Annotated in this window: 17 protein-coding genes and 4 tRNA genes; 14 read left to right on the forward strand and 7 right to left on the reverse strand. The window is 64.5% G+C overall.

Annotation, left to right across the window (positions count from 1 at the left end; all coding sequences use genetic code 11):
- Positions 1-31: 31 nt before the first annotated feature.
- Entirely contained in the window at positions 32-1,405 is a 1,374-nt protein-coding gene (rmuC, locus tag E5221_RS06775; protein WP_176483534.1) for a DNA recombination protein RmuC, read from the forward strand.
- Here the strand turns inward: rmuC and E5221_RS06780 are convergent.
- Both E5221_RS06780 and E5221_RS06785 read right to left on the reverse strand, forming a co-directional pair.
- Complete coding sequence (locus E5221_RS06780; RefSeq protein WP_247847028.1) at positions 1,377-4,853, reverse strand: hybrid sensor histidine kinase/response regulator; 3,477 nt, start codon at positions 4,851-4,853, stop codon at positions 1,377-1,379. The genes rmuC and E5221_RS06780 overlap by 29 nt on opposite strands.
- 231 nt (positions 4,854-5,084) lie before the next feature.
- On the reverse strand, positions 5,085-6,263 hold the full coding sequence (locus E5221_RS06785) for an MFS transporter (protein ID WP_247847029.1): 1,179 nt from the start codon (positions 6,261-6,263) through the stop codon (positions 5,085-5,087).
- 260 nt (positions 6,264-6,523) lie between these two features.
- Here E5221_RS06785 and E5221_RS06790 point away from each other — a divergent pair, with 260 nt between their 5' ends.
- Positions 6,524-8,401, forward strand: coding sequence for an MFS transporter (locus E5221_RS06790; protein WP_015269262.1), 1,878 nt, complete (start codon positions 6,524-6,526; stop codon positions 8,399-8,401).
- A 9-nt stretch (positions 8,402-8,410) separates the two neighbouring features.
- Here E5221_RS06790 and sugE read toward each other — a convergent pair whose 3' ends face one another.
- The 3 genes from sugE to rdgC all read right to left on the reverse strand — a co-directional run bounded on the left by sugE (position 8,411) and on the right by rdgC (position 10,970).
- The gene (gene sugE / locus E5221_RS06795) at positions 8,411-8,728 is read right to left on the reverse strand and encodes a quaternary ammonium compound efflux SMR transporter SugE (RefSeq protein WP_009686221.1); all 318 of its coding nucleotides are present in this window, start codon (positions 8,726-8,728) and stop codon (positions 8,411-8,413) included.
- A 230-nt stretch (positions 8,729-8,958) separates the two neighbouring features.
- Positions 8,959-9,924: a bile acid:sodium symporter family protein gene (locus tag E5221_RS06800; RefSeq protein WP_039614584.1), complete on the reverse strand. Its 966-nt coding sequence runs from the start codon at positions 9,922-9,924 to the stop codon at positions 8,959-8,961.
- A 125-nt stretch (positions 9,925-10,049) separates the two neighbouring features.
- Positions 10,050-10,970 (reverse strand): recombination-associated protein RdgC, encoded by a 921-nt coding sequence (gene rdgC / locus E5221_RS06805; protein ID WP_013971401.1) that lies wholly within the window; start codon positions 10,968-10,970, stop codon positions 10,050-10,052.
- 217 nt (positions 10,971-11,187) lie between these two features.
- Between rdgC and E5221_RS06810 the strand changes: the two genes are divergently transcribed.
- From E5221_RS06810 to E5221_RS06825, 4 genes are all read left to right on the forward strand, one after another.
- Positions 11,188-11,263: transfer RNA gene (locus tag E5221_RS06810), tRNA-Val, on the forward strand.
- 13 nt (positions 11,264-11,276) lie between these two features.
- Positions 11,277-11,353 (forward strand) — tRNA-Asp (locus tag E5221_RS06815).
- Positions 11,354-11,523: 170 nt separating this feature from the next.
- Positions 11,524-11,599: transfer RNA gene (locus E5221_RS06820), tRNA-Val, on the forward strand.
- A 13-nt stretch (positions 11,600-11,612) separates the two neighbouring features.
- Positions 11,613-11,689: transfer RNA gene (locus E5221_RS06825), tRNA-Asp, on the forward strand.
- A gap of 207 nt (positions 11,690-11,896) precedes the next feature.
- Here E5221_RS06825 and map read toward each other — a convergent pair.
- Positions 11,897-12,745, reverse strand: coding sequence for a type I methionyl aminopeptidase (gene map, locus E5221_RS06830; protein ID WP_080676024.1), 849 nt, complete (start codon positions 12,743-12,745; stop codon positions 11,897-11,899).
- Positions 12,746-13,011: 266 nt separating this feature from the next.
- On the opposite strand from map, the gene E5221_RS06835 reads away from it, so the two are divergent.
- The 8 genes from E5221_RS06835 (at position 13,012) to E5221_RS06870 (ending at position 23,976) form a co-directional block, all read left to right on the forward strand.
- Positions 13,012-17,037, forward strand: a complete 4,026-nt coding sequence (locus tag E5221_RS06835; RefSeq protein WP_247847031.1) for a bifunctional nitrate reductase/sulfite reductase flavoprotein subunit alpha — start codon at positions 13,012-13,014, stop codon at positions 17,035-17,037.
- A gap of 292 nt (positions 17,038-17,329) precedes the next feature.
- A complete protein-coding gene (gene nirB / locus E5221_RS06840) occupies positions 17,330-19,882 on the forward strand; it encodes a nitrite reductase large subunit NirB (RefSeq protein WP_061550808.1) in 2,553 nt (850 codons plus the stop codon).
- Positions 19,882-20,244 carry a nitrite reductase small subunit NirD gene (gene nirD / locus E5221_RS06845; RefSeq protein ID WP_061550809.1) on the forward strand — a complete coding sequence of 121 codons (363 nt, stop codon included), beginning with the start codon at positions 19,882-19,884 and terminating at the stop codon, positions 20,242-20,244. Before nirB ends, nirD begins: the two co-directional genes overlap by 1 nt.
- Before the next feature lie 151 nt (positions 20,245-20,395).
- Positions 20,396-21,328: a pca operon transcription factor PcaQ gene (gene pcaQ / locus E5221_RS06850; RefSeq protein ID WP_182328610.1), complete on the forward strand. Its 933-nt coding sequence runs from the start codon at positions 20,396-20,398 to the stop codon at positions 21,326-21,328.
- Between the two features lie 335 nt (positions 21,329-21,663).
- Positions 21,664-22,428, forward strand: a complete 765-nt coding sequence (locus E5221_RS06855) for an FKBP-type peptidyl-prolyl cis-trans isomerase (protein WP_003257347.1) — start codon at positions 21,664-21,666, stop codon at positions 22,426-22,428.
- Between the two features lie 292 nt (positions 22,429-22,720).
- Positions 22,721-23,161: a YkvA family protein gene (locus E5221_RS06860; RefSeq protein WP_003257348.1), complete on the forward strand. Its 441-nt coding sequence runs from the start codon at positions 22,721-22,723 to the stop codon at positions 23,159-23,161.
- A gap of 111 nt (positions 23,162-23,272) precedes the next feature.
- The gene (locus tag E5221_RS06865) at positions 23,273-23,611 is read left to right on the forward strand and encodes a helix-turn-helix transcriptional regulator (protein ID WP_003257349.1); all 339 of its coding nucleotides are present in this window, start codon (positions 23,273-23,275) and stop codon (positions 23,609-23,611) included.
- The gene (locus E5221_RS06870; RefSeq protein WP_013971408.1) at positions 23,608-23,976 is read left to right on the forward strand and encodes a hypothetical protein; all 369 of its coding nucleotides are present in this window, start codon (positions 23,608-23,610) and stop codon (positions 23,974-23,976) included. The genes E5221_RS06865 and E5221_RS06870 overlap by 4 nt, the downstream gene beginning before the upstream one ends.
- Before the next feature lie 48 nt (positions 23,977-24,024).
- Here the strand turns inward: E5221_RS06870 and E5221_RS06875 are convergent, their stop codons facing one another.
- Positions 24,025-25,005, reverse strand: coding sequence for an EAL domain-containing protein (locus tag E5221_RS06875; RefSeq protein ID WP_061550812.1), 981 nt, complete (start codon positions 25,003-25,005; stop codon positions 24,025-24,027).
- Positions 25,006-25,016 lie beyond the last annotated feature (11 nt).

Raw genomic sequence — 25,016 nt, forward strand, 5'->3', positions numbered from 1 at the left:
TCGCCAGGGCACGCGGCAAGGCGAGCAGGCTTTGCTCGAAGAGCGCCTCAGTGCTGCCCAGCTGGCCCTGGCCGGCCTGCAGGCGCAACTGGACGCCTGCCGCGATGAAATCAGCGATCTCAGCGAAGCCAACACCGTCAAGCAGACCCAGCTGGCCGCCCAGGGCCGTGAGCTGGAACTGCTGCAGATCGACCGTGACAATGCCCGTGATGCCGCTCACGCCTGGAACCTCGAACGTGCCAACCGCGAAGCCGAACTGCGTCGCCTGGAGGCCCAGACCGCACGCCTGGACGCCGAGCTGCGCGAGCAGCAGGAAAGCCACCAGCAGCGCCTGGAAGACCTGCAGGAAGCCCGCGACACCCTGCGCGCCCAGTTCGCCGACATGGCTACCAAGATCTTCGACGAGCGCGAACAGCGCTTCGCCCAGACCAGCCAGCAGCATCTCGGCCAGTTGCTCGACCCGCTCAAGGAGCGCATCCAGGCTTTCGAAAAACGCGTGGAAGAGAGCTACCAGCAGGAAGCCCGCGAGCGCTTCTCGCTGGGCAAGGAGCTGGAGCGCCTGCAGCAACTCAACCTGCGCCTGTCCGACGAAGCCACCAACCTGACCCAGGCGCTGAAGGGCCAGAAAACCCAGGGCAACTGGGGTGAGCTGATCCTCGAACGGGTATTGGAGCATGCCGGCCTGGAAAAGGGCCGCGAATACCAGACCCAGGTCAGCTTGAAGAGCGCCGATGGCGAGCGCTTCCAGCCTGACGTTCTGATCATGCTGCCCGGCGACAAGCAGGTAGTGGTGGATGCCAAGGTCAGCCTCACCGCCTACCAGCAGTTCGTCGCCGGCAATGACGAGGCTGCGCTCAAGCAGCATGTGCAGTCGCTGCGCAGCCACGTCAAAGGCCTGTCGAGCAAGGACTACAACCGCCTCGAAGGCCTGCATAGCCTGGATTTCGTGCTGCTGTTCGTGCCGATCGAGGCCGCCTTCTCGGCAGCCCTGCAGGCCGAGCCGAACCTGTTCCAGGAAGCCTTTGACCGGCAGATCGTGATCGTCAGCCCGACCACCTTGCTGGCCACCTTGCGGGTGATCGACAGCCTGTGGAAGCAGGAACGCCAGGGCCAGAACGCCCGCGAGATCGCCGAACGCGCCGGCTGGCTGTACGACAAGTTCGTGCTGTTCATCCAGGACCTGGACGAGTTGGGCAGCCGCCTGCAGCAGGTGGACAAGGCCTATGCTGCCGCGCGTAACAAGCTATGCGAAGGGCGCGGCAACCTGGTCAGCCGCAGCGAACAGTTGAAGCTGCTGGGCGCCCGCGCCAGCAAGAGCCTGCCGGCCGACCTGCTGGAGCGGGCGCTGTCCGATGAGGCGTTGCCGGACGAAGCGCTTACTGAACCAGGCTCAGATGGCGATTGAGCATGGCACGCAGGGCCGCCGGCTTGACCGGCTTGGCCAGGTAGTCCAGGCCAGAGGCATGCACCATGGCGATGGTTTCCTTGCTGCCGTCAGCGCTGATCACCACGCCCGGCACCGGCTCGCCAAGGCGCGCGCGTAGCCAGCCCATCAGCCCGGTACCAGTTTCGCCGTCGTCCAGGTGGTAGTCCACCAGCGCCAGGTGCGGGCGCATGCCCTTGGCCAGCAGAGCTTCGCATTCGGCGCGGTTGCGCGCGGTCCACACCTGGCAACCCCAGCGGCTGAGCAGGCTGTTCATGCCGATCAGGATGCTGTCTTCGTTATCCACGCACAGTACCTGCAGCCCGGCCAGTGGCTGGCCGCCCTGTTCCACCGGGGCGGCGGGCGCCGGTGCGGCCTGGTGGGCAATTGGTACGCTGACGCGGAACACCGTGCCCTTGCCCGGCCACGAGCGCACTTCCAGCTTGTGCCCCAGCACCCGGCACAGGCCGTCGGCGATCGCCAGGCCCAGGCCCAGGCCCTTCTCGGCACGGGTCTGGTGGCTGTCCAGGCGCTTGAACTCCTGGAAGATCACCTGCAGCTTGTCGTCGGCGATGCCGGGGCCGCGGTCCCACACTTCAAGCCACAACTGTTCACCCTGGCGCCGTGCGCCCAGCAGGATCGGGCTCTTGCCGTAGCGCAGGGCGTTGGTCAGGAAGTTCTGCAGCACCCGGCGCAGCAGCTTCATGTCACTGTCCACCCGCAGGCGGCTGCCGCGCAGGCGGAATTCCAGGCCCTTCTCGGCGGCCAGCACCTTGAATTCGGCACCCAGGGTGTCGAACAGCTCGTTGAGGGCAAAGGGTTTGGCATCCGGGGTAATCTTGCCGTTTTCAAGGCGTGAGATGTCCAGCAGGTCGCTGATCAGCTCTTCGGCCGAGCGCAGCGAACTGTCCATGTGCTGCACCAGCTGCCGGGCCTCTTCATTCATGCCCTCGGCCTGTTGCGACAAGGCGGCGGAGAACAGCCGGGCCGCGTTCAGCGGCTGCATCAGGTCATGGCTGACCGCAGCCAGGAAACGGGTCTTGGACTGGCTCACCGCTTCTGCACGGCTCTTGGCTTCGGACAACGCCTGGTTCAGTTGCGACAGCTCCTGGGTGCGTTCCGCCACCCGTTGCTCCAGGCGTTCGTTGGCATCGCGCAGGGCCTGCTCGGCCTCACGGAACGGGGTGATGTCGGTGAAGCTCATGACGAAACCGCCGCCCGGCATCGGGTTGCCGATCAGCTCGATCACCCGGCCATTGGGGAACAAGCGCTCGGAGGAGTGCGCCCGGCCCTGACGCATCCAGTGCAGGCGACGCGCCACGTGCACCTGCGCCTCGCCCGGTCCGCACAGGCCACGCTCGGCGTTGTAGCGGATGATGTCGGCGATCGGCCGGCCCACGCTGATCAGCCCGTCGGGGTAGTTGAACAGTTCCAGGTAACGGCGGTTCCAGGCCACCAGGTGCAGGTTCTGGTCGACCACGCTGATGCCCTGGTTGATGTTCTCGATGGCCCCTTGCAGCAGGGCGCGGTTGAACTGCAGCACCTCGCTGGCTTCGTCGGCGATACGCACCACGTCTTCCAGCTGCATGTCGCGGCCTTCGATGGCGGCCTTGACCACGGCGCGGGTCGACGACGTGCCGAGTACGCCGGCCAGCAGGCGTTCGGTATGTTCGATCCAGTCGCCGTCGGCGTTCTGGTTGGGGTTGAAGCCCTTGCCCTGGCGGTAGGCGAAGCGGATGAAGCTCTGCCGGGCGCGTTCTTCACCAACGAAGCGCGAGGCCAGGGTCAGCAGGTCGTCGATCTGCACCGCCAGCAGCGGCTTGCTGCTGGGCCTGGCGCTAGTCTGCTGGCCGATGAAGCGGCCGGCCTGCCAATGCTCGGAAACCCGCGTGCGCGAAAGCACCGAGACCCAGGCGAACAGCGTGAAGTTACCCGCCAGCGACAGCACCACGCCTTGGGTCAGCGGGCTGATCGGCAGGTTTAGCGGATTGCCGTGCAGCCACGCCAACCCCGGAAACAGCTGTAGCGACCATCCCAGGCTGTGCGCCGCGATCGGCAGGACGAGGGTGTAGAACCAAAGGAAGATACCTGCAGCCAGGCCGGCGAATACGCCGCGGCGGTTGGCCTGCTTCCAGTACAGCGCACCGAGCATGGCCGGGGTCAGCTGGGTCACGGCGGCAAAGGCGATCTGGCCGATGGTCGCCAGGCTGGCGGTGGAACCCAGCAAGCGGTAGCTGACATACGCCAGCAGCAGGATCACCACGATGGTCACCCGGCGTACCGAGAGCATCCAGTGGCGGAATGCCTCGAACGGCCGCTCGGCGTTGGTACGGCGCAGCAGCCAGGGCAGCAGCATGTCGTTGGAGACCATGGTCGACAGCGCCACGGCCTCGACGATGACCATGCCCGTGGCCGCCGATGCACCACCGATGAATGCCAGCAGGGCCAGGCTCGGGTGTGCCTCGGCCAGAGGAAGGCTGATGACGAACGAATCGGAGATCACCGTGTCCGGCAGCAGCATCTGCCCGGCCAGGGCGATCGGCACCACGAACAATGCGGCGAGTGCCAGGTACATCGGGAATACCCAGCGCGCCAGGCGCATGTCCTGGGGTTCGATGTTCTCCACCACGGTGACGTGGAATTGCCGTGGCAGGCAGATGATCGCCATCATCGCCACGGCGGTCTGCACCACCATCGACGGCCAATTGATGGTCTCCTGCCAATAGTCCTGAAGGTGGATCGACTGGCGCGCCTGGCTGAACAGGTCGTCGAAGCCGTCATACAGGTTGAAGACGACGAAGATGCCCACGGCGAGGAAGGCCAGCAGCTTGATCAGTGATTCGAAGGCAATCGCCAGGACCATGCCACGGTGGTGTTCGGTCACGTCCAGGCTGCGGGTACCGAAGACGATGGCGAACAGTGCCAGCACCAGGGATACAACCAGTGCGGTGTCCTGTACGCGGGTGCCGGTGGCGTCGGCGTTGGCGCCGATCAGCAGGTTCACGCCCAGCACGATGCCCTTGAGTTGCAAGGCGATGTACGGCAGCACGCCTACCAGGCAGATGAGCGCCACGACCACCGCCAGGGACTGCGACTTGCCATAGCGCGCGGCGATGAAGTCGGCAATCGAGGTGATGTTCTGTTGCTTGCTGATCAGCACCATCTTCTGCAGCACCCAGGGCGCGAAGATCAGCAGCAGCACCGGGCCCAGGTAGATCGGCAGGAATGCCCAGAGCTGTTCGGCGGCCTGGCCGACCGCGCCGAAGAAGGTCCAGCTGGTGCAGTAAACGGCCAGCGACAGGCTGTACACCCAGGCACGCAGCTTCGGCGGCAACGGGGTGCTGCGGCGGTCGCCGTAGAAGGCGATGGCGAACATGATGGCCATATAGGCCAGGGCGACCACGGCGATCAGCCCGCTGGACAACGACATGAAGACTCCGAAGCAAAAAGATAACGCGGTCCCGATCAATCAGTCTGGCACGCAGGTGCCGCTTCGTCAGCGCAGACGATGGTCGCAGTGGCAGGTGGTCGCAGGGTTCTCTTTAACCTGTGCCGGCCCTTTCGCGGGTGAACCCGCTCCCACAGGTACTGCACAGGCTTCGAAAGCGGCGCTGTCCCTGTGGGAGCGGGTTCACCCGCGAAGAGGCCAGCAGAGCGGACATCATCCTTTGCGGGTACCCAGCCAATAAAACACCCCCGCCAGTATCACCGACAACACCAGCAGGTAGAAGATCGCCCCCGGCCACAGATGTACCAGGGCAAACCCCACCATCACCGGCCCCAGCGCCGCACCGAGGTTGGACAGGTTCTGCGCACCGTAATACACCCCACGCAAATGCTCCGGTGCGATCAGGTCGATGAACATGTACTCGGCCGGGATCACGATGATCTCGCCCAGGGTGAACACCAGCATCGCCAGGCACCACGCCAGCGCCGAACCGGCCAGGGCAAAGCCCAGCAGCCCGGCGATGAACAGGCCCATGCCGGCCAGCAGCCAGGGCATCAGGCGCTGGCGGCTGATGCGGCGGCCGATCAGGTACTGCAGGGCAATCACCGTCACCGCGTTGGTGGTCACCAGGTAACCGATCAGGCGCGCCGCCTCGGCCGGGCTGCTGGTTATCACCAAGTACTGCGACAGGTAGGCAGTGAACTGGCCGAATACTACCGCGCTCAGCACCCCGCCCAGGGTGAAGCATACCAGCCGTCGGTCACGGGCCAGACCCAGCGCCACCTGGCCAAAGCCGACCCCGGGTTTGTCCGGCACACTGGCCTGCAGGCCGCGGTCCCCCAAGCGCCAGTAGGTCAGGCACATACCCAGGCCGAGCAGGGCGGAGGCAATGAACGGCATATGGTCGTTCAGCTCCAGCATGGCCACGCCCAGCAGCGGGCCGGCGGCGTAGCCGACGTTGCTGAGGGTGTACTTGATGGCGAACACTTCGGCCCGTGCCTCCACCGGCAGCAATGCGCAGAAGCCCGCCTTGGCAGCGATGTCGACCACTGCCAGGGCCAGGTTGATCAGTACCAGGCAGATAAAGAACAGCAGCGCCGAGTTACTGGCGACCGCGCCGACGAAAGCCAGGGCAAACAGCAGGGTGCTGGCGCTGACCAGGGTGTGGTTGCGCAAGGTATCCACAAGGTGGCCGCCATACAGGCTCAGCAGCGAGGCGATGATCAGCGCACCACCGATCAGCAGGCCGATCTGGCTGATCGGCAGCTGGAAGTTGTCAGCCAGGTACACCACCAGGTAGGGCAGGGTAAGGGCACGGGCGACGGTGAGGGTGAAGGTGGTGCCGAGCAGCAGGCGCACACTGTGCGGGTAGCGTTTTATGGCGGCGAGCATTACACATCCTTGTTGTTCTGTTTTGCCGGGGGCCAGCATATGCCAACAGAGGCCTGCTGCGCAGGCCTTTCGCGGGCACACCCGCTCTCACATACCCTCAAGGCATGTGATATCCCTGTGGGAGCGGGCGTGCCCGCGAAAGGGCCGGTACAGCCCTCCAAAATCCTTGAGCGCTTGCCAGTCAGTGCATTTCCCATGCAGATTTGTGGCTTGTCGCGCCCTGCGCGCCTCCAATTGAAAAGCCCTCAGGACCAAGGACGATGAGTCACTCCTCGCAATTCACCTTGCTCGGCAAGCGGCGTTTCCTGCCGTTTTTCATCACCCAGTCGCTGGGTGCCTTCAACGACAACCTGTTCAAGCAGTCGCTGATCCTGGCGATCCTGTTCAAGCTCAGCCTGGGCGACGGCGACCGTTCGATCTGGGTCAACCTGTGCGCCCTGCTGTTCATCCTGCCGTTCTTCCTGTTCTCTGCGCTGGGCGGGCAGTTTGGCGAGAAGTTCGCCAAGGATGCGCTGATCCGGGCCATCAAGTTGGCCGAGATCGCGATCATGGCGGTAGGCGCGCTCGGTTTCATCACCAACCACCTGGCACTGATGCTGGTGGCGCTGTTCGGCATGGGAACCCACTCGGCGCTGTTCGGCCCGGTGAAGTACTCGATCCTGCCGCAGGCCCTGCGCGAGGAAGAGCTGGTCGGCGGCAACGGGCTGGTGGAAACCGGTACCTTCCTGGCCATCCTCGCCGGCACGATCGGCGCCGGGGTGATGATGTCGGCCGACAGCTATGCCACCGTGGTGGCTGGTGGCGTGGTCGGCACCGCCGTGCTCGGCTACCTGGCCAGCCGCTGGATCCCGCGGGCCGCTGCCGCTTCACCGCAAATGCCGCTGGACTGGAACATCTTCAGGCAGTCGTGGGCGATCCTGCGCATGGGCCTGGGGCAGCCGCCGGCGGTGTCGCGCTCGATCGTCGGCAACTCGTGGTTCTGGTTCGTCGGTGCCATCTACCTCACGCAGATCCCGGCCTACGCCAAGGACTGGCTGCACGGTGACGGCACGGTGGTGACCCTGGTGCTGACCCTGTTCTCGGTGGGGATTGCCTTGGGTTCGCTGCTGTGCGAGCGGCTCAGCGGGCGCAAGGTGGAAATCGGCCTGGTGCCGTTCGGCTCGTTCGGGCTGAGCCTGTTCGGCCTGCTTTGGTGGTGGCACTCCGGCGATGTGCCGGCTGCGGCGGCACCGCACGACTGGCTGGCGCTGTTGGGCATGGGCCAGGCCTGGTGGATCCTGCTGTCGATCGTCGGCCTTGGGGTGTTCGGCGGCTTCTACATCGTACCGCTGTATGCACTGATCCAGGCCCGCACCGCCGAAGACCAGCGCGCCCGGGTGATCGCGGCCAACAACATCCTCAATGCCCTGTTCATGGTGGTGTCGGCAGTGCTCACCATCATCCTCCTGGGCCTGGCCGAGCTGACCATCCCGCAGCTGTTCCTGGTGGTGTCGCTGCTCAACATCGCGGTCAACGCCTATATCTTCAGGATCGTGCCCGAGTTCACCATGCGCTTCCTGATCTGGCTGCTCAGCCATTCGATGTACCGCGTGCAGCACCGCGACCTCGAACGCATCCCCGACGAAGGCGCGGCGCTGCTGGTTTGCAACCACGTGTCGTTCGTCGATGCGCTGCTGCTGGGCGGGGCGATTCGCCGGCCGATCCGCTTCGTCATGTACTACAAGATCTACAACCTGCCGGTACTCAACTTCGTGTTCCGCACCGCAGGCGCCATCCCGATTGCCGGGCGCAACGAAGACCTGGCCATCTACGAACGTGCTTTCGCGCGCATTGCCGAGTACCTGGCCGATGGCGAGCTGGTATGCATCTTCCCTGAAGGCAAGCTGACCGGGGATGGCGAAATCGACGTGTTCAAGGGCGGCGTCAACCGCATCCTCGAAGAAACCCCGGTGCCGGTCATTCCGTTGGCCTTGCAGGGGCTGTGGGGCAGCTTCTTCAGCCGTGACCCGGCCAAGGGCTTTTTCAAGCGCCTGTGGTCGCGGGTGACCATCGTGGCAGGCGCCGCCATCCCGGTGGAGGCGGCGCAGCCAGAAGCCTTGCGTGAGCAGGTCAGCCGCCTGCGCGGCAACCTGCGCTAGGGGAGGGCGTCAGCTGGCGCTGACTTTCAGGCCGACCAGGCCGGTAATGATCAGCGCCACGCTGACCAGGCGTACCAGGGCCATGGACTCGCCGAACAGGATGATACCGGCGATCACCGTGCCGACGGCGCCGACGCCGGTCCAGATGGCATAGGCGGTACCCAGCGGCAGCTCTTTCATGGCCAGGCCCAGCAGGCCCAGGCTGATGGCCATGGCGGCGACGGTGAGGACGGTGGGCAGTGGCTTGCTGAAGCCGTCGGTGTATTTCAGGCCGACGGCCCAGCCGACCTCGAACAGGCCGGCGAAGAACAGGATGATCCAGGACATGGTGCGTCTCCATCGTTGTGAATGATGGGGCCGTCCCCGGAATGGTCACGCGGTGCGTCGTGAGGTCGTCCTCACAGTGGGTGCCATGGTGCACATATGCAGCCCTCTGGGCAAGCCTGCGCGGGCCTCTTCGCGGGTAAACCCGCTCCTACAGGGATCTCCACAATTTTCAGACCTGTGCAGTACCTGTGGGAGCGGGTTTACCCGCGAAGGGGCCAGTTCAGGCAACATCAATGCCTGGCCGGCTCCCCACCTTCGGCTTCTGCCACAGGTTCCCCCATGCGCCGGAACCAGGTAGACAGCAGCGCCCCGGAAATATTGTGCCAAACGCTGAACAACGCACTCGGCACCGCAGCCAGCGGCGAAAAATGTGCCGCCGCCAGTGCCGCGCCCAGCCCGGAGTTCTGCATGCCCACCTCCAGCGCCAGCGACTTGCGCTGTGCCAGCGGTAGCTTGCACAGCCTGCCGGTCAGGTACCCCAGCAAGTAGCCGAAGCTGTTGTGCAATATCACCACCGCCATGATCAGCAGCCCCGACTCGGCGATCTTCGCCTGGCTGGCCGCCACCACCGCGCACACGATCATCACGATACTCACCACCGACACCAGCGGAAGTACCTGCACCGCCGCCTGCACCCGCGCGCCAAGCAGCCGCTGGGTCAGTACGCCGAGCACGATCGGCAGCATCACCAACTGCAGGATCGACCAGAACATGTCCATGAAGGACACCGGCAGCCAGGCCGAGGCCAGGAACCAGATCAGCGCCGGAGTCAGCAGCGGGGCGAGCAGGGTGGTGACCGCAGCGATGGCCACCGCCAGCGCCAGGTCGCCGCGTGACAGCCAGACCATCACGTTCGACGCCGTGCCGCTCGGGCAGCAGCCAACCAGGATCACGCCCACGGCGATTTCCGGCGGCAGGTGGAACAGCTGGCACAGCAGCCAGGCCATGCCCGGCATGATCACGAAGTGCGCGACCACACCCAGCATCACCCGCCAGGGCTGGCGGGCGAGGGCGGCGAAGTCATCGAGCTTGAGGGTGAGGCCCATGCCGAACATCACCAGGCCCAGCAGCGGCACGATGGCCACCTTCAGAGCGATGAACCATTGCGGTTGCAGGAAGGCCAGTACGGCGAACACCAGCACCCACAGGGCGAAGGTATTGCCGACGAAGCGGCTGAGGGTGGCGAGGGCACGCATGGGGGGCAATTCCTTTTTGTTTTATCGCTTCAAGAATTTCACTGGCCTCTTCGCGGGCAAGCCCGCGAAAGGGCCAGTACGGTCTGAGGATATCTCCCAGGCCAGCACCGGCATTTCAAAACCAGTCAGACCCCTTGCGGAATCTCTTCCCCACCCAGCGCCTCGAACAGCACCGGCAGGAATTCGGCAAAGGTCATCATCATCAGCTGGAAGCTGGCATCGAACTGTTGCGCAGCCTCATCGCCACCATCCTGTTCGGCCTGCTCCTGCAGCAGCTCTTCGAACTTCAGGCGCTTGATCACCATCTTGTCATCCAGAATGAACGACAGCTTGTCCTGCCAGGCCAGGGCCAGCTGGGTGACCACCTTGCCAGTGCTCAGGTGCAGCTGGATTTCCTCGCCGGTCAGGTCCTGGCGCTTGCAGCGCACGATGCCGCCGTCTTCGGCGGTGTCGCGCAGTTCGCACTCGTCCAGCACATAGAAGCCTTCAGCTGCTTCCTGCGACTTGACCCACTCGGTCATGGTGGCAACCGGTGCGATTTTCACGGTGGCCGGACGCACCGGCAGCGAGCCCATCACTTCACGCAAAGTCGACAGCAGGTCTTCGGCACGCTTGGCGCTGGCCGAGTTGACCAGAATCACGCCCAGGCGCGGGGCGATGGCGGCGAAGATCATCGAGCGGCGAATGAACGCGCGCGGCAGGAAGGCCTGGATGATCTCGTCCTTGATCTGGTCGCGTTCTTTTTTATAGACCTTGCGCATCTGCTCGGTCTCGATCTCTTCGACCTTTTCCTTCACCGCGTCGTTGACCACGCTGCTGGGCAGGATGCGTTCCTCCTTGCGCGCGGCAATCAGCAGGTACTCGCCGCTGACATGCACCAGGGGAGCGTCTTCGCCCTTGCCGAATGGCGCGACGAAACCGTAGGTGGTCAGCTCCTGGCTGGCGCAGGGGCGGGCCGGCTTGCTGGCCAGGGCCGCTTCTAGCGCTTCAGGCTCGAACGGGACTTCCTGGGTCAGACGGTAGGTCAGCAGGTTCTTGAACCACATGAGGGGCAATCTCTCCTTAATGCATAAGGCGGGCATTATTCTCCGAGCGGTGCTCTCAGGCCAACCCTGTCGGAGTGCCAGTAGCTGTAGCTGAATGTAAAGATGCACGTGGCAGCGCTAGGTCTTTGAAAGGCCTGAGGTTTTTTTTGAAAAAAGTTAAAAAAGTGCTTGCCAGGGTACGGGGTCGTCCGTAGAATGCGCGCCACACCGAGACGAAGGGTGATTAGCTCAGCCGGGAGAGCATCTGCCTTACAAGCAGAGGGTCGGCGGTTCGATCCCGTCATCACCCACCACTCGATGTTTAGCGCAGCGGTAGTTCAGTCGGTTAGAATACCGGCCTGTCACGCCGGGGGTCGCGGGTTCGAGTCCCGTCCGCTGCGCCATATTTCACTTCCAGGGCCTACTGAACACCCGGAAGTAACAGAGAAAGCGACCTCAGGGTCGCTTTTTTTGTGCCTGCGATTTGGTGTTTTCGCGAATTTTGCAAAAAGTTTGATAAGTGCTTGCCAGAGCGCCAAGTCGCCCGTAGAATGCGCGCCACACCGAGAGACATGGGTGATTAGCTCAGCCGGGAGAGCATCTGCCTTACAAGCAGAGGGTCGGCGGTTCGATCCCGTCATCACCCACCACTCGATGTTTAGCGCAGCGGTAGTTCAGTCGGTTAGAATACCGGCCTGTCACGCCGGGGGTCGCGGGTTCGAGTCCCGTCCGCTGCGCCATATTCCACTTCCAGGGCCTACTGAACACCCGGAAGTAACAGAGAAAGCGACCTTAGGGTCGCTTTTTTTGTTTCTGCAAAAAACCATCAGGCGCTGCCTGGCCCCTGTGGGAGCGGGTTTACCCGCGAAGGATGCGACACGGTGCATGGCACCGGCTTTGCCGGTGTTCGCGGGTGAACCCGCTCCCACAGAGGATCTGTAGCAATTTCAGCGGCGACGCTCTTCTTCCCGTAAGGTCAGCACCTCGACCCCATCCTCGGTCACCGCCACGGTATGCTCCCACTGCGCCGACAAGCTGTGGTCGCGGGTAATCACTGTCCAGCCGTCCTTCAGCGTGCGCGTCCCGCGTCCGCCCTGGTTGATCATCGGTTCGATGGTAAACACCATCCCCGGCTTCAACTTCAGGCCCATCCCGCGCTGGCCAATGTGCAGCACCTCGGGCCCTTCATGCATCTGTTGGCCAATGCCATGCCCGCAGTACTCACGTACGACGCTGTAGCCCGCCGCTTCGGCATGGGTCTGGATGGCATGGCCAATATCACCCAGCGTAGCCCCGGGGCGTACCTGTTCGATGCCTTTCCATAGCGCGTCATAGGTGGTGTCGACCAGGCGCTGCGCCTCATCGCTGATCGGCCCGATGCTGTACATCTTCGACGAGTCGGCGATATAGCCGCCTTGTTCCAGAGTGATGTCGACGTTGATGATCGAGCCTTCCTTCAGCACTTCATCGACCTTGGGCATGCCATGGCACACCACATGGTCCACCGAGGTGTTGAGCGAATAGGGGAAACCATACTGGCCCTTGCTCGCCGGGCGGGCCTTGAGCGTGCCGACGATGAACGCCTCGGCGCGGTCGTTGATCTGCATGGTGGTCACGCCGGGGCGGATGAAGCTGTCGAGGTCGGCGAACACCTGGGCAAGCAGCTGGCCGGCGCGGCGCATCAGGTCGAGTTGGGCGGGGGTCTTGATAATCACCTGGGACATGGGGGGAGGGCAGTGGCTCATGCTGGAATGTGCCCCAGCATAGCGCCATGGGGTGCGGGGTTGCCATCGCATGGTGCACGGCCTGTACCAGCCTCTTCGCGGGCACGCCCGCTCCCACAGGTGCAGCACCGCCCTCAGGCCTTGCGATATCCCTGTGGGAGCGGGCATGCCCGCGAAAGGGGCGGCACAGCTGGCCCATAAATTGCTGTTTCACCTCCATCCAGGGCTATCAACGTCGACAGCCCACAAAACTTCACGACAAAGGCGCCGTGTTGTCCCGCTTGCCCAGCAAGCAGGGGCAGCCGGCGCCTTTTTGCGTTCCCTACAGGAGCCCGCCCATGGCCAACAGCGAAGTACGCAGCGTCTGCCCCTACTGCGGCGTCGGTTGCGGCATCGTCATGAGCGTCGCCGATGGCAAGGTCGGCAAGATCAGCGGCGACAAGCAGCACCCCAGCAACTTCGGCCGCCTGTGCACCAAAGGTCTCACCGCACACCTGCCGCTGACTGCTGCCGGGCGCATGGAGGATGCCTATGTGCGCCACCAGCGCAGCCAGCAGCCAGCGCGTACCGGCATCGACCAGGCCATCGCCGCAGCCGCCGGGCGTTTGCGCGGCATCATCGACCAGCACGGCCCCGACGCCGTGGCGCTGTACGTGTCCGGGCAGATGTCGCTGGAGGCGCAGTACCTGGCCAACAAGCTGGCAAAGGGCTTTATCCGCACCCGCCACATCGAGTCCAACTCGCGCCTGTGCATGGCCAGTGCCGGCAGCGGCTACAAGCTGTCGCTCGGTGCCGATGGCCCGCCCGGCAGCTACCAGGACTTCGAGCACGCCGACGTATTCCTGGTGATCGGCGCCAACATGGCCGACTGTCACCCGATCCTGTTCCTGCGCCTGCTCGACCGGGTCAAGGCGGGGGCCAAGCTGATCGTCGTCGACCCGCGGCGCAGTGCCACCGCCGACAAGGCCGACCTGTTCCTGCAGGTGCGCCCCGGCAGCGACATGGCCTTGCTCAATGGCCTGCTGCACCTGCTGCTGCGTAACGGCCACACCGACCCCGGCTTCATCGCCCGCCACACCGAAGGCTGGGATGAACTGCCGGCTTTTCTCGATGACTACACCCCTGACCGCGTGGCTGCCGTCACCGGGTTGGCCGAGGCCGACATCATCAAGGCCGCCGAATGGATCGGCAGTGCCCGCAACTGGATGAGTTGCTGGACCATGGGCCTGAACCAGAGCATCCATGGCACCTGGCACACCAATGCGATCTGCAACCTGCACCTGGCCACGGGCGCGATCTGCCGCCCGGGCAGCGGCCCGTTCTCGTTGACCGGCCAACCCAATGCCATGGGCGGCCGCGAGATGGGCTACATGGGCCCCGGCCTGCCAGGCCAGCGCTCGGCGCTGGTAGCGCAAGACCGTGCCTTCGTCGAGCAGCAGTGGCAACTGGCCCCAGGCAGCCTGCGCAGCGAAGGCGGTGAGGGCACGGTGGCGCTGTTCGAGCAGATGAAAAGCGGCGTGGTAAAGGCCTGCTGGGTCATCTGCAGCAACCCGGTGGCCAGTGTCGCCAACCGCCAGCAGGTGATCGACGGCCTGCGCCAGGCTGAACTGGTGATTACCCAGGATGCCTTCCTCGACACCGAGACCAACCGCTACGCCGACATCCTGCTACCAGCTGCGCTGTGGGCCGAAGGCGAGGGCGTGATGATCAACAGCGAGCGCAACCTCACCCTCATGCCACGTGCCGTCGAACCGCCCGGGCAGAGCCTGCCGGACTGGCAGATCATCGCCCGGGTCGCCTGTGCCATGGGCTATGCCGACGCCTTCGACTACCCCGATGCCGAGGCGGTGTACGAGGAAATCCGTCGCTTCCACAACCCGGTCACCGGCTACGACCTACGGGGTATCGGCTATGCCGAACTGCGCGAGCAGCCACACCAGTGGCCCTGCGCCCCAGGCAACAACAACCCGCGAAGCCCGCTGCGCTACCACAACGACGGCAGCAGCCAGACGCTGTTGCGCGATGCCCAGGGCGAGTGCCCGGTGTTGGCCTTCCCGACCGCCAGCGGCAAGGCCCGCTTCTTCGCCCGGCCCTGGTTGCCGGCGGCGGAGCTGCCGGATGCCGATTACCCCATGGTGCTGAATACCGGCCGCGTGCAGCACCAGTGGCACACCCTGACCAAGACCGGCAAGGTCCCGGCGCTGAACAAGCTGGAGCCCGGCCCCTTCGTGGAAATCCACCGCGACGATGCTGCCCGGCTGGGCATTGCCGAAAAGGACCTGGTGGCCATTCGCTCGCGCCGCGGGCAGGCCGTGCTACCCGCGCGAATCAGCGACCGGGTCATGCCTGGCAACTGCTTTGCCCCGTTTCACTGGAATGACCTGATCGGCGAGCAACTGGCGATCAACGCCGTGACCTGCGATGCGGTCGACCCGCTGTCGCTGCAGCCGGCGTTCAAGCATTGTGCCGTGACCCTGGAGCGGGTTGCCGGTGAGCGCATCGAAGCCCTTGATCTGAACACTGCCCATCCGGAGCCTGCCCGCATGCCGACCGCCACCCTGTCCCGTCTGCTTGGCCTGGACACCCTGCCAGCTCCGGTGCTGGCCGAGGAAGAGCGCCATTACCTGCAAGGCTTTCTGCTGGGCCTGGACCAGGCCCGCGCCGAGGGCGTGCCCTGTCTGCCGGCCAGTGCGCCGCTGGCCGCCAACCGCCGGTTGTTCGTCGATGGCTTGCTGGCCGGGCTGTTCGCCCAGCCGGCGGTGCTGCCCGATGCGGCGTTGATGGCACCACGGCACCAGGTGCTGTGGGCTTCGCAAACCGGCAACGGCGAGCTGTTGGCCGAACGCTGTGCCGAGCGCCTGCGCGGTGCCGGCCTCGACGTGCAGCTCAGCTGCATGGAAGCGGTCAGCCCGCGCCAGCTGCAGGGCGCCGCCAGCGTGGTGCTGATCGCCAGCACCTTTGGCGATGGTGACGCGCCCGACAGCGCAGCGGCATTCTGGCAAGCCTTGCAGGGCGAGGAGGGCGCCCACTGCGCCGAACTGCCTTTTGCCGTGCTGGCCCTGGGCGACTCCAGTTACGACCAGTTCTGCGGCTTTGGCCGCAAACTCGACCAACGCCTGGCCGAGCTGGGCGGGCGGCGCCTGCTGCAGCGGGTGGACTGCGAGCCGGACTTCGACGACGCCTTCGCCGCCTGGCTGGATGCGCTGCTGCCCACGCTAAGCAGCGCTGCTGCACCGCAACCGGTCACCGAGCCTGCGCCCGTGGCGGCCTATGGCAAGCAGCAACCCTGGGCTGCCACCTTGCTGGAAAACCGCCTGCTGAACGGCCCGGGTGCTACCAAGGAAACCCGTCAACTGGTGTTCGACCTCAGCGGCAGCGGCTTCACCTATGCCGCCGGTGATGCCCTGGGCGTGTGGCCGCGCAACTGTCCCGCCCTGGTCGACGAACTGCTGGCGCTAATACAGCTCGATGGCCAGACCATGGTCGAGCTGAAAGGCCAGCCCGCCATGCCGCTGACCGAAGCCCTGCAAGCGCACCTGGAAATCGCCAAGGTCACCACGCAGCAGCTGCAGGCCTTCGCCGGCAATGCTCCGGACCTGCAGCGCCTGCTGCAGCCCGAGTGCAAGGCCGAGCTGCAGGACTGGTTGTGGGGGCGGCAACTGGTCGATGTGCTGCGCGCCTTCCCCCAGCAACTGCCGCTGGCCAGCTGGCTGGAGCTGCTCAAACCGTTGCAGCCGCGCCTGTACTCGATCAGCTCCAGCCCGCTGGCGCACCCGCAGCAGGTGCACCTGACCGTGTCCACGGTGCGCTATGGCGCGCGCAAAGGGGTGTGTTCAAGCTTCCTTGCCGACCGTGCGCAGGCGCTGAAGGTTGCCATCTTCCCGCAGGTGTCGAAGCACTTTCGCCTGCCCGAGGACGACAGCGTGCCGGTGATCATGGTCGGTCCCGGCACCGGCATTGCGCCGTTCAGGGCCTTTCTCGAAGAACGAGAGGCACGTGGGGCGAAAGGGGCTAACTGGCTGTTCTTTGGCGAGCAGTACGCGGCAACCGATTTCTATTACCAGGAGCAGCTACAGGCCTGGCAGGCTGCAGGGCACTTGCGCCTGGACACAGCGTTCTCGCGCGACCAGGCCGAGAAGGTCTACGTGCAGCAGCGCATGCTCGAGCACGGCGCGCAGTTGTGGCAGTGGCTGGAGGCGGGCGCGTACTTCTATGTGTGTGGCGATGCGCAGCGCATGGCCAAGGATGTGGATGCGGCGTTGCGGGTCATCGTCGCCGAGCATGGCGGCATGGATGCCGCGGCGGCTGCGGCTTATGTCGAGGATTTGAGCAAAGCCAAGCGCTATCGGCGCGACGTGTACTGAGTGCACCGGGATGGGGTGTGGTGCACCCCGGTTGTGCAGTTTGATCGCTTGTGCCGGCCTCTTCGCAGCACAAGGCTGCTCCTACAAGGGGGCGCGAAACCTGTAGGAGCAGCCTTGTGCTGCGAAGAGGCCGGCACAGGCAACCCAGTTGGCACACTCCCTGCTTTACCCTGGATACAACAAAGCCCACTGATCAACGGCGATCAACCCGGGCCCCCTACCGTGATGAATACAGGCAAAGGCGCCTGGAGCTTCGGCTCCAGGCGCTTTTTTTTTGATCGAGGATCGGCTTATGAAGGCAACAGCGAGCAGCGGGCAACGAGAGCGACTGGTCATCGTCGGCAACGGCATGGTCGGCCACCATTGCGTCGAACAACTGGTCAGCCGCGGCGCCTTGCAGCGCTTCGAAGTGCATGTGTTCGGCGAAGAGCGCCAGCGTGCCTACGACCGCGTGCACCTGTCCGAGTACTTCGGCGGCAGCTGTGCCGAAACCCTGGCCCTGTGCGGGCAGGACTTCTACGGCGCCAACGGTGTGCACCTGCACCTCGGCGAAGCAGTGCTGGAAATCGACCGTGAGCGCGGCGAACTGGTTACCGCCGAGGGCCGCTACGGCTACGACCAGCTGGTGCTGGCCACGGGTTCCTATCCCTTCGTGCCACCGATCGAAGGCTCCAGCGGCAATGCCCGCCTGGTCTACCGCACCCTCGACGACCTCGACGCCATCCGCGCTGCCGCAGCCAGTGCCCGACGTGGCGTGGTAGTGGGCGGTGGCTTGCTTGGCCTGGAAGCAGCCAACGCCCTCAAGTCGCTGGGCCTGGAAGCCCACGTGGTGGAATTCGCCCCACGGTTGATGCCGGTGCAGCTGGACGGCGAGGGCGGTGCCGCGCTCAAGGCACAGATCGAAGCGCTGGGTGTTGGCGTGCATCTGTCGCGGGCCACCCAGTCGATCAGTGCGGGTGAAGACTACCGCTACCGCATGAACTTCGATGGCGGCGAGCACCTGGAAACCGACCTGATCGTGTTCTCCGCAGGTATACGCCCGCAGGATGCCCTGGGCCGTGCCTGTGGCCTGGACATCGCCGCGCGTGGTGGCGTGGTGATCGACAACCACTGCCGCAGCAGCGACCCACGCATCTTCGCCATCGGCGAGTGCGCCTCGTGGAACGGCAGCGTGTTCGGCCTGGTCGCCCCGGGCTACAGCATGGCGCGCAACCTGGCGGCATTGCTGATGGGCGAAGCCGCTGGCGAATTCACCGGTGCCGACATGTCGACCAAGCTCAAGTTGCTGGGCGTGGATGTCGGCTCCATCGGCGATGCCCATGGCGCCACTCCGGGCGCACGCAGCTACCGCTTCATCGACGAAGCCAACAGCGCCTATCGCCGGCTGGTGGTGGATGCCAGCGGCAAGCACGTGCTCGGTGCGGTGCTGGTGGGCGACAACAGCTACTACGACACCCTTCTGCAATACGCCCAGAACGGCATCGCCCTGCCAGCCGACCCGGCGGCACTGATCCTGCCGCAAGGCGGCGGTGCACCGGCCCTGGGTGCCGATGCGCTGCCCGACAGCGCGACCATCTGTTCCTGCCACAACGTCAGCAAGGGCGCGGTCTGCGCCGCCATCGACAGCGGCTGCGGCGACCTTGCCGCAGTCAAGGGCTGCACCAAGGCCGCCACCGGTTGTGGTGGTTGCGCGGCACTGCTCAAGCAGGTATTCGAGCACGAGCTGACCGCTCGCGGCGTGGCGGTGGACAAGAGCCTGTGCGAGCACTTCGCCTACACCCGTCAGGAGCTGTACGGGCTGGTGCGGGTAGAGGGTATCCGCACCTTCAACGAACTGCTCGAACGCCACGGCAAGGGCCACGTTGGCTGCGACATCTGCAAGCCGGCGGTGGGCAGTATTCTCGCCTCGTGCTGGAATCAGCCGATCATGGACCCGGCGCTGGTGCCGCTGCAGGACACCAACGACACCTTCATGGCCAACATGCAGAAGAACGGCACCTACTCGGTGGTGCCGCGCATCCCCGGTGGTGAAATCACCCCCGACAAGCTCATCGTGATCGGCCAGGTGGCGAAAAAGTACGACCTGTACACCAAGATCACCGGCGGCCAGCGCATCGACCTGTTCGGCGCCCAGTTGCACGAGCTGCCGCTGATCTGGGGCGAGCTGATCGAGGCCGGCTTCGAAACCGGCCACGCCTACGGCAAGTCGACCCGCACGGTGAAATCGTGCGTCGGCAGCACCTGGTGCCGTTACGGCGTGCAGGACAGCGTCGGCATGGCCCTGCGCCTGGAAGACCGCTACAAAGGCCTGCGCAGCCCGCACAAGCTCAAGTTCGCGGTGTCCGGCTGCACCCGCGAATGCGCCGAAGCACAGAGCAAGGACATCGGCGTGATCGCTACCGACAAGGGCTGGAACCTGTACGTATGCGGCAACGGCGGCATGCGCCCGCGACACGCCGAACTGTTCGCCACCGACCTCGACGACGAAACCCTGGTGCGCCTGATCGACCGCGTGCTGATGTTCTACATCCGCACCGCCGACAAACTGCAGCGCACCTCGGTGTGGCGCGAGAACCTGGAAGGTGGGCTGGACTACCTGAAGCAGGTGATCCTCGACGACAGCCTGGGCCTGGCCAGCGAGCTGGAGGCGCAGATGCAGCATGTGGTCGACCAGTATGAATGCGAATGGGCCAACGCCCTCAACGACCCCGAGAAGCTCAAGCGCTTCCGTACTTTCGTCAACGACCGCCGCGCCGACCCGGACGTGCACTTCGTGCGCGAACGCGAACAGCGCCGGCCTGCTGCGCCACTGCACCTGATCCCAACCGTCGAGGAGGCTGTCTGATGAACTTGTCCAATGCTGCTGTGAAAACCCACGAGAACTGGCAGGTGGTGTGCCAGGCCGATGACCTGGTGGCTGATTCCGGGGTGGTGGTCTGGCTCGACGGGGCCCAGGTGGCGCTGTTCTACCTGCCGGGGCAGGCGCAGCCGCTGTACGCGGTGGACAACCGTGACCCGCGATCCGGCGCCAACATCATCGGCCGCGGCCTGGTTGGCAGTGTGCAGGGCGAGCTGGTGGTGGCCGCGCCGTTGTACAAGCAGCACTTCAGCCTGGAGAGCGGGGAGTGTCTGGAAGATGCCGGGCAGCGTTTGCGGGTGTGGCCGGTGCGTTTGAACGGGGAGGCGGTGGAATTGGCTGTGGCCTGATATTCATCTGCCGCCTGCACCGGCCTCTTCGCGGGCACGCCCGCTCCCACAGGTACTGCGCAGGTCTGGAGAGCTGTGGAGATCCCTGTGGGAGCGGGTTCACCCGCGAAAGGGCCGGTACAGGCTATCTGCATGCGGTAAGCTTGAGCCCATGAACCTCGACACCCGCATCAAGTACCGCCACCTGCTGTGCTTCCTGGAGATTGCCCGGCAGGGCAGCCTGGCCAGGGCTGCCGACATCCTGGCAATCAGCCAGCCAGCCATCTCCAAGACCCTCAAGGAACTCGAAGACCTGCTGGAAACGCGCCTGTTCGCGCGCAGCCGTCAGGGCGTCGAGCTGACCCCGGCCGGCACGCGTTTCATGCGCTACGCCGGGCCCAGCGTGCAGGCCCTGCGCGATGGCGTCAGCAGCCTGCGTGGCGAGGCGCGGGCGCCGTCGCAGGTGCGCATCGGTGTGCTGTCCACGGTCGAAGGCCTGCTCATGCCCGAAGTGCTGTGCCGCCTGCACCAGCGGCATGAGGCGCTGGTGATCAGTGTGGTCACCGGAGTCAGCGCGCAGCTGCTCGGCCAGTTGCGCCTCGGCGAACTGGAACTGGTGGTCGGGCGCATGACCGACAGCCCGCAAATCCAGGGCCTGTCGTTCGAGCACCTGTACAGCGAGTCGATGAGCCTGGTGGTGCGGCCAGGCCACCCGCTGCTGGCCAGCAAGCCAGTAGAGCGCGGGGAGGTTGGACATTACCCGCTGGTGCTGCCGCCAGCCGGCACCACCATCCGCCAGCATGCCGACAGCCTGTTCGTGCAATGTGGCATCCAGATGCCCGCCCAGCGCCTGGAAACCCTGTCGCTGGCGCTGAGCCGGCGCTACCTGCTGGGCAGCGATGCCATGTGGGTGGCACCGCGCGATGCGGTGCTGCTCGACCTGCGCCGGGGCGAGCTGGTCGAGCTCGACCTGGGTGTGCGCGAGCCGGGCGGCTCGGTCGGCATCTGTCGCAATGCCGCCTTGCCGCAGAGCCTGCCTGGGCAGTGGGTATGCGAGGTGTTGCGCGAGGTAGCGGGGCAGTACCGAGAGGGCAGCTACCCCTGAACGCAGGTTTTTTTAGCCCTTTCGCCGGCAAGCCACACACAGGGATAGCAACTGCTTCCGGGCCTGTGGTGAACCTGTGGGAGCTGGCTTGCCGGCGATAGGGCCAGTGCAGGCTTCTCAGCATTCAGCTAAATAAATCCGCCGCAAAACCGGGCAAAGGCGCCGCAACCGATCAATACTGGCCAGTGGCTGCACATCCTTTGATGAATAAGCGTTTAACTACTGAACTTCCTTACCAAAACCCGCTCCTATGCCGGTAGCCATTGGTCATGGCCGCCTGCTAAGCTCGCGGCTTTACCCTGATTGCCCTTTTGGCGCATGAACAAGGAAATAGCATGAAACAGCATCGTTTGGCGGCTGCGGTTGCCCTGGTAGGCCTGGTACTGGCTGGCTGTGATCAACAGACCAGCAGCCCCGAGCTGAAGACTCCGGCACAGAAAGCCTCCTACGGTATCGGCCTGAACATGGGCAAGAGCCTGGCTCAGGAAGGCATGGAAGACCTTGATTCGAAAGCAGTAGCCCTCGGCATCGAAGACGCCGTTGGCAAGAAGGAACAGCGCATCAAGGACGAAGAGCTGGTAGAGGCCTTCACTGCGCTGCAGAAGCGTGCCGAAGAGCGCCTGGCCAAGGCCAGCGAAGAAGCCGCCTCCGCCGGCAAGAAATTCCTCGAGGAAAACGCCAAGAAGCCAGGCGTGGTCACCACTGCCTCGGGCCTGCAGTACGAAGTGGTCAAGAAGGCCGACGGCCCGCAGCCCAAGGCGACCGACGTGGTCACCGTCCACTACGAAGGCAAGCTGATCGATGGCAAGGTGTTCGACAGCTCCGTCGAGCGCGGCAGCCCGATCGACCTGCCGGTCAGCGGCGTGATCCCGGGTTGGGTCGAAGGCCTGCAGCTGATGCACGTCGGCGAGAAGTACAAGCTGTTCATCCCGGCTGAACTGGCTTACGGCGCACAAAGCCCAAGCCCGCTGATCCCGGCCAACTCGGTACTGGTATTCGACCTGGAACTGATCGCCATCAAGGATCCGGCCCAGCTGCAAGGCGCCGAGCCGGAAGCGGAAGCTCCTGCCGAGGCCCCGGCCGAAGCGCCTGCCAAGTAACACTGGCTGGCCCACGCAAAACGCCCCGTCCCGACGGGGCGTTTTCGTTTGTGCCGGGTAGTTGGACGAACCTGCAACTGCTGATACTGTCCGAGGAAATGCAGCGTGAAGAAGCAGAATGCTTCTGACGCAAACCGTTTGCGGCGTACGTACCCAAGGTGTGAAACGACTGTGTAAAAAACGCCCGATCTGACCGAGGCCCTTGCCTGGCAGGCACCTGGGGTCAGAAACGTCCCCCTGTTCACAAGGTTATCCACAATAAATGTGGATAACCTTTTCCTCTGGAGGCTCCATGAGCGCACCCTGGAATTTTGCCCGTTTCCTGCCGTTGGCCGAGCGCCTGCTCAGCCGCGGCCGGTTGCCCGCCTTGCTGTTCGCGGTAGCTCGCAAAGGCCCGCGCATCGGCCAGCTGCGTGAAGACGTGAAGCTGCTGCAGTCGTTGTGCCTGGCCTGGTGGCGCGGCGAGTACCGTGCCATCAGCCCCAAGGCGCTGGTCACCATCGTCGCCGGGCTGCTGTATTTCGTCAGCCCCATCGACGCCATTCCCGACTGGCTGCTGGGCGTGGGTTTCCTCGATGACATCGCGGTGCTGGGCTGGATACTGAAGACCGTGGCTGACGAACTGGCGCGCTTCAAGGCCTGGCGCGACAGCCAGGCGCCCGAACGGCTGCGCGTGGTCGAGCGCCTGCCGGCCACCCCCGAAGCGCTGCGGTTGGAACGCAACACGCAGTGAAACTGGCCGCAACCGCAGCGCAACTGCACAGACCCCAGAGTTGGTAATATAATTGGCATAAGGGTTATGCCTACGGATTACATGCTGTAATCCTTTTTAAAGGGGTTTGTAATGGGTATTCAGGTCATCAGCCGGGACGGTCAACCCGAGTACGCCGTCGTTCCCTGGGAACAGTACCAGGCACTGCTCAAGGCCGCTGGGCAGGCACCAGCCGAGGTGCTTGCCAGTGAAGCGCAGGGCGATGTGGCCAGTGCGCCATTGCCGGCCTTCAGCGAAGTGGCACAGATTCGCCAGGCCAAGGGCATTGCCCCTGAGCAACTGGCGCGCAATGTCGGGGTAAGCCCGGCATACCTGGCCATGATCGAATCAGGTGAACGCCAGCCGGATGCTGCTATCCGCCGTGCTCTGGCCTGGCATCTGGGGGTGGCTGGCTGGAGCGAACCATCATGAGCCAGGTCAGGATCAGCCGTCAGCACTGGGATAACCTGCTGGGCGAGCTTGACCTGGCCCGTCGTCAACGTCACTTGCTGACCTATCGAGCGCTGATCGAGCGTTTGCAGTTGCCCAGCCCGGCCATGCAGACGCTGACAGCCGCGCTGGAGTACCTGGCGGTGCTGGATGCCCGCGCCGAGCAGCCATTGCGCAGCTCGCTGGTGATCAGCCAGGGTGCCAGCCGTTTGCCGCGTACCGGGTTTTTTGAGTGCGTTGAACGGTTGGGCCGATTTTCCGGGCCGGTCGACGGCATGGAAGCAGCCTCATGGCATGCCTCCGAGGTGGTCAGGGTGTTCGAGTACAGCTATCCCGAAACGGCCTGATTCGTTGCCTGTCCCGGCCTCTTCGCGGGTAAACCCGCTCCCACAGGTTCACCACAGGTCTTGAGCCTTGTGTTGTACCTGTGGGAGCGGGTTTACCCGCGAAGAGGCCGGAACAGGCAAAGCATCTCTGTGGATCAGCCCACAAGCCCTGCCATCGGCATCCACCACCTCCAATACCTCCAGGTGCCGGTGCCGGCCAAACAACTTCAGTAACTGCCCAATCGTCGCATTGAGCCGCACCGTCGGCTGTTCGGCCTGCGGAACGTTCATCAGCGCCGGTAGTGGCCGGCTTTCGCGCGCCCCCAGCTCCTGCGGCCGCCCCAGCAGGTAGCCCTGCACCAGGTCCACCCCCATCTCCACCAGCACCGCCAGCTCCTCCGCCATTTCGATGCCTTCGGCAATTACCTGCGCCTTCGACGCTCGGGCAATCTGCAATATCGAACCGACAAATTCACGCTTGAGCGGGTCGCGGTGGATGCCGTCGATGAAGTGGCGATCGATTTTCACATATTCGGGGCGCAGCTCCGACCACAGGCGCAGGCTCGAATAACCCGCTCCCAGATCGTCGATGGCAATCGAGAAGCCCATGTCCCGGTAGTGGTGCAGGGCGTTGGACAGCAGCTGGAAGTCGTCGGTCGGGGTGTGTTCGGTCAGCTCGATTACCACCCGGCTAGGCGGCAGGCCGACCTGTCCGAGCAGTTTCAGGGTCTGCCCGGACGGGTAGTGCGGCTCGAGCAGCGATTCTGGCGAGATGTTGAGAAACAGTTTGCCCTGCAACTGCTGTTCGCTGAAACGCCGGCAGGCGCTTTCCCGGCAGGCAGCCTCCAGTTCGGTCAGGCGGCCGGCCTGGCGGGCGATGGTAAACAGGTTCAGCGGTGCGTGCAGCGGGCTGTTGGACGGCCCGCGGCTCAACGCCTCATGGCCGAAAACCCGTTGCTCGCTCAGGCACATGATCGGCTGGAACAGACTGTGGATGCTGCGTTGAGCCAGGATGGCACTCAAGGCACTGAGCTGTTCGGCGACGGTCATGGCGTATTCCT

This window comes from Pseudomonas sp. A2, from assembly GCF_023100865.1.
GTDB classification, from domain to species: Bacteria; Pseudomonadota; Gammaproteobacteria; order Pseudomonadales; family Pseudomonadaceae; genus Aquipseudomonas; species Aquipseudomonas asiatica.

Bases quoted from the DNA above. Each gene is read 5' to 3' on its own strand.
- E5221_RS06835 (WP_247847031.1), top strand. From the start codon at position 13,012: ATGGCCAACAGCGAAGTACGCAGCGTCTGCCCCTACTGCGGCGTCGGT.
- map (WP_080676024.1), bottom strand. From the start codon at position 12,745: ATGCGATGGCAACCCCGCACCCCATGGCGCTATGCTGGGGCACATTCC.
- pcaQ (WP_182328610.1), top strand. From the start codon at position 20,396: ATGAACCTCGACACCCGCATCAAGTACCGCCACCTGCTGTGCTTCCTG.
- E5221_RS06855 (WP_003257347.1), top strand. From the start codon at position 21,664: ATGAAACAGCATCGTTTGGCGGCTGCGGTTGCCCTGGTAGGCCTGGTA.
- E5221_RS06860 (WP_003257348.1), top strand. From the start codon at position 22,721: ATGAGCGCACCCTGGAATTTTGCCCGTTTCCTGCCGTTGGCCGAGCGC.
- sugE (WP_009686221.1), bottom strand. From the start codon at position 8,728: ATGTCCTGGATCATCCTGTTCTTCGCCGGCCTGTTCGAGGTCGGCTGG.
- nirD (WP_061550809.1), top strand. From the start codon at position 19,882: ATGAACTTGTCCAATGCTGCTGTGAAAACCCACGAGAACTGGCAGGTG.
- E5221_RS06800 (WP_039614584.1), bottom strand. From the start codon at position 9,924: ATGCGTGCCCTCGCCACCCTCAGCCGCTTCGTCGGCAATACCTTCGCC.
- E5221_RS06785 (WP_247847029.1), bottom strand. From the start codon at position 6,263: ATGCTCGCCGCCATAAAACGCTACCCGCACAGTGTGCGCCTGCTGCTC.
- E5221_RS06865 (WP_003257349.1), top strand. From the start codon at position 23,273: ATGGGTATTCAGGTCATCAGCCGGGACGGTCAACCCGAGTACGCCGTC.
- E5221_RS06875 (WP_061550812.1), bottom strand. From the start codon at position 25,005: ATGACCGTCGCCGAACAGCTCAGTGCCTTGAGTGCCATCCTGGCTCAA.
- E5221_RS06790 (WP_015269262.1), top strand. From the start codon at position 6,524: ATGAGTCACTCCTCGCAATTCACCTTGCTCGGCAAGCGGCGTTTCCTG.
- E5221_RS06870 (WP_013971408.1), top strand. From the start codon at position 23,608: ATGAGCCAGGTCAGGATCAGCCGTCAGCACTGGGATAACCTGCTGGGC.
- E5221_RS06780 (WP_247847028.1), bottom strand. From the start codon at position 4,853: ATGTCGTTGTCCAGCGGGCTGATCGCCGTGGTCGCCCTGGCCTATATG.
- nirB (WP_061550808.1), top strand. From the start codon at position 17,330: ATGAAGGCAACAGCGAGCAGCGGGCAACGAGAGCGACTGGTCATCGTC.
- rdgC (WP_013971401.1), bottom strand. From the start codon at position 10,970: ATGTGGTTCAAGAACCTGCTGACCTACCGTCTGACCCAGGAAGTCCCG.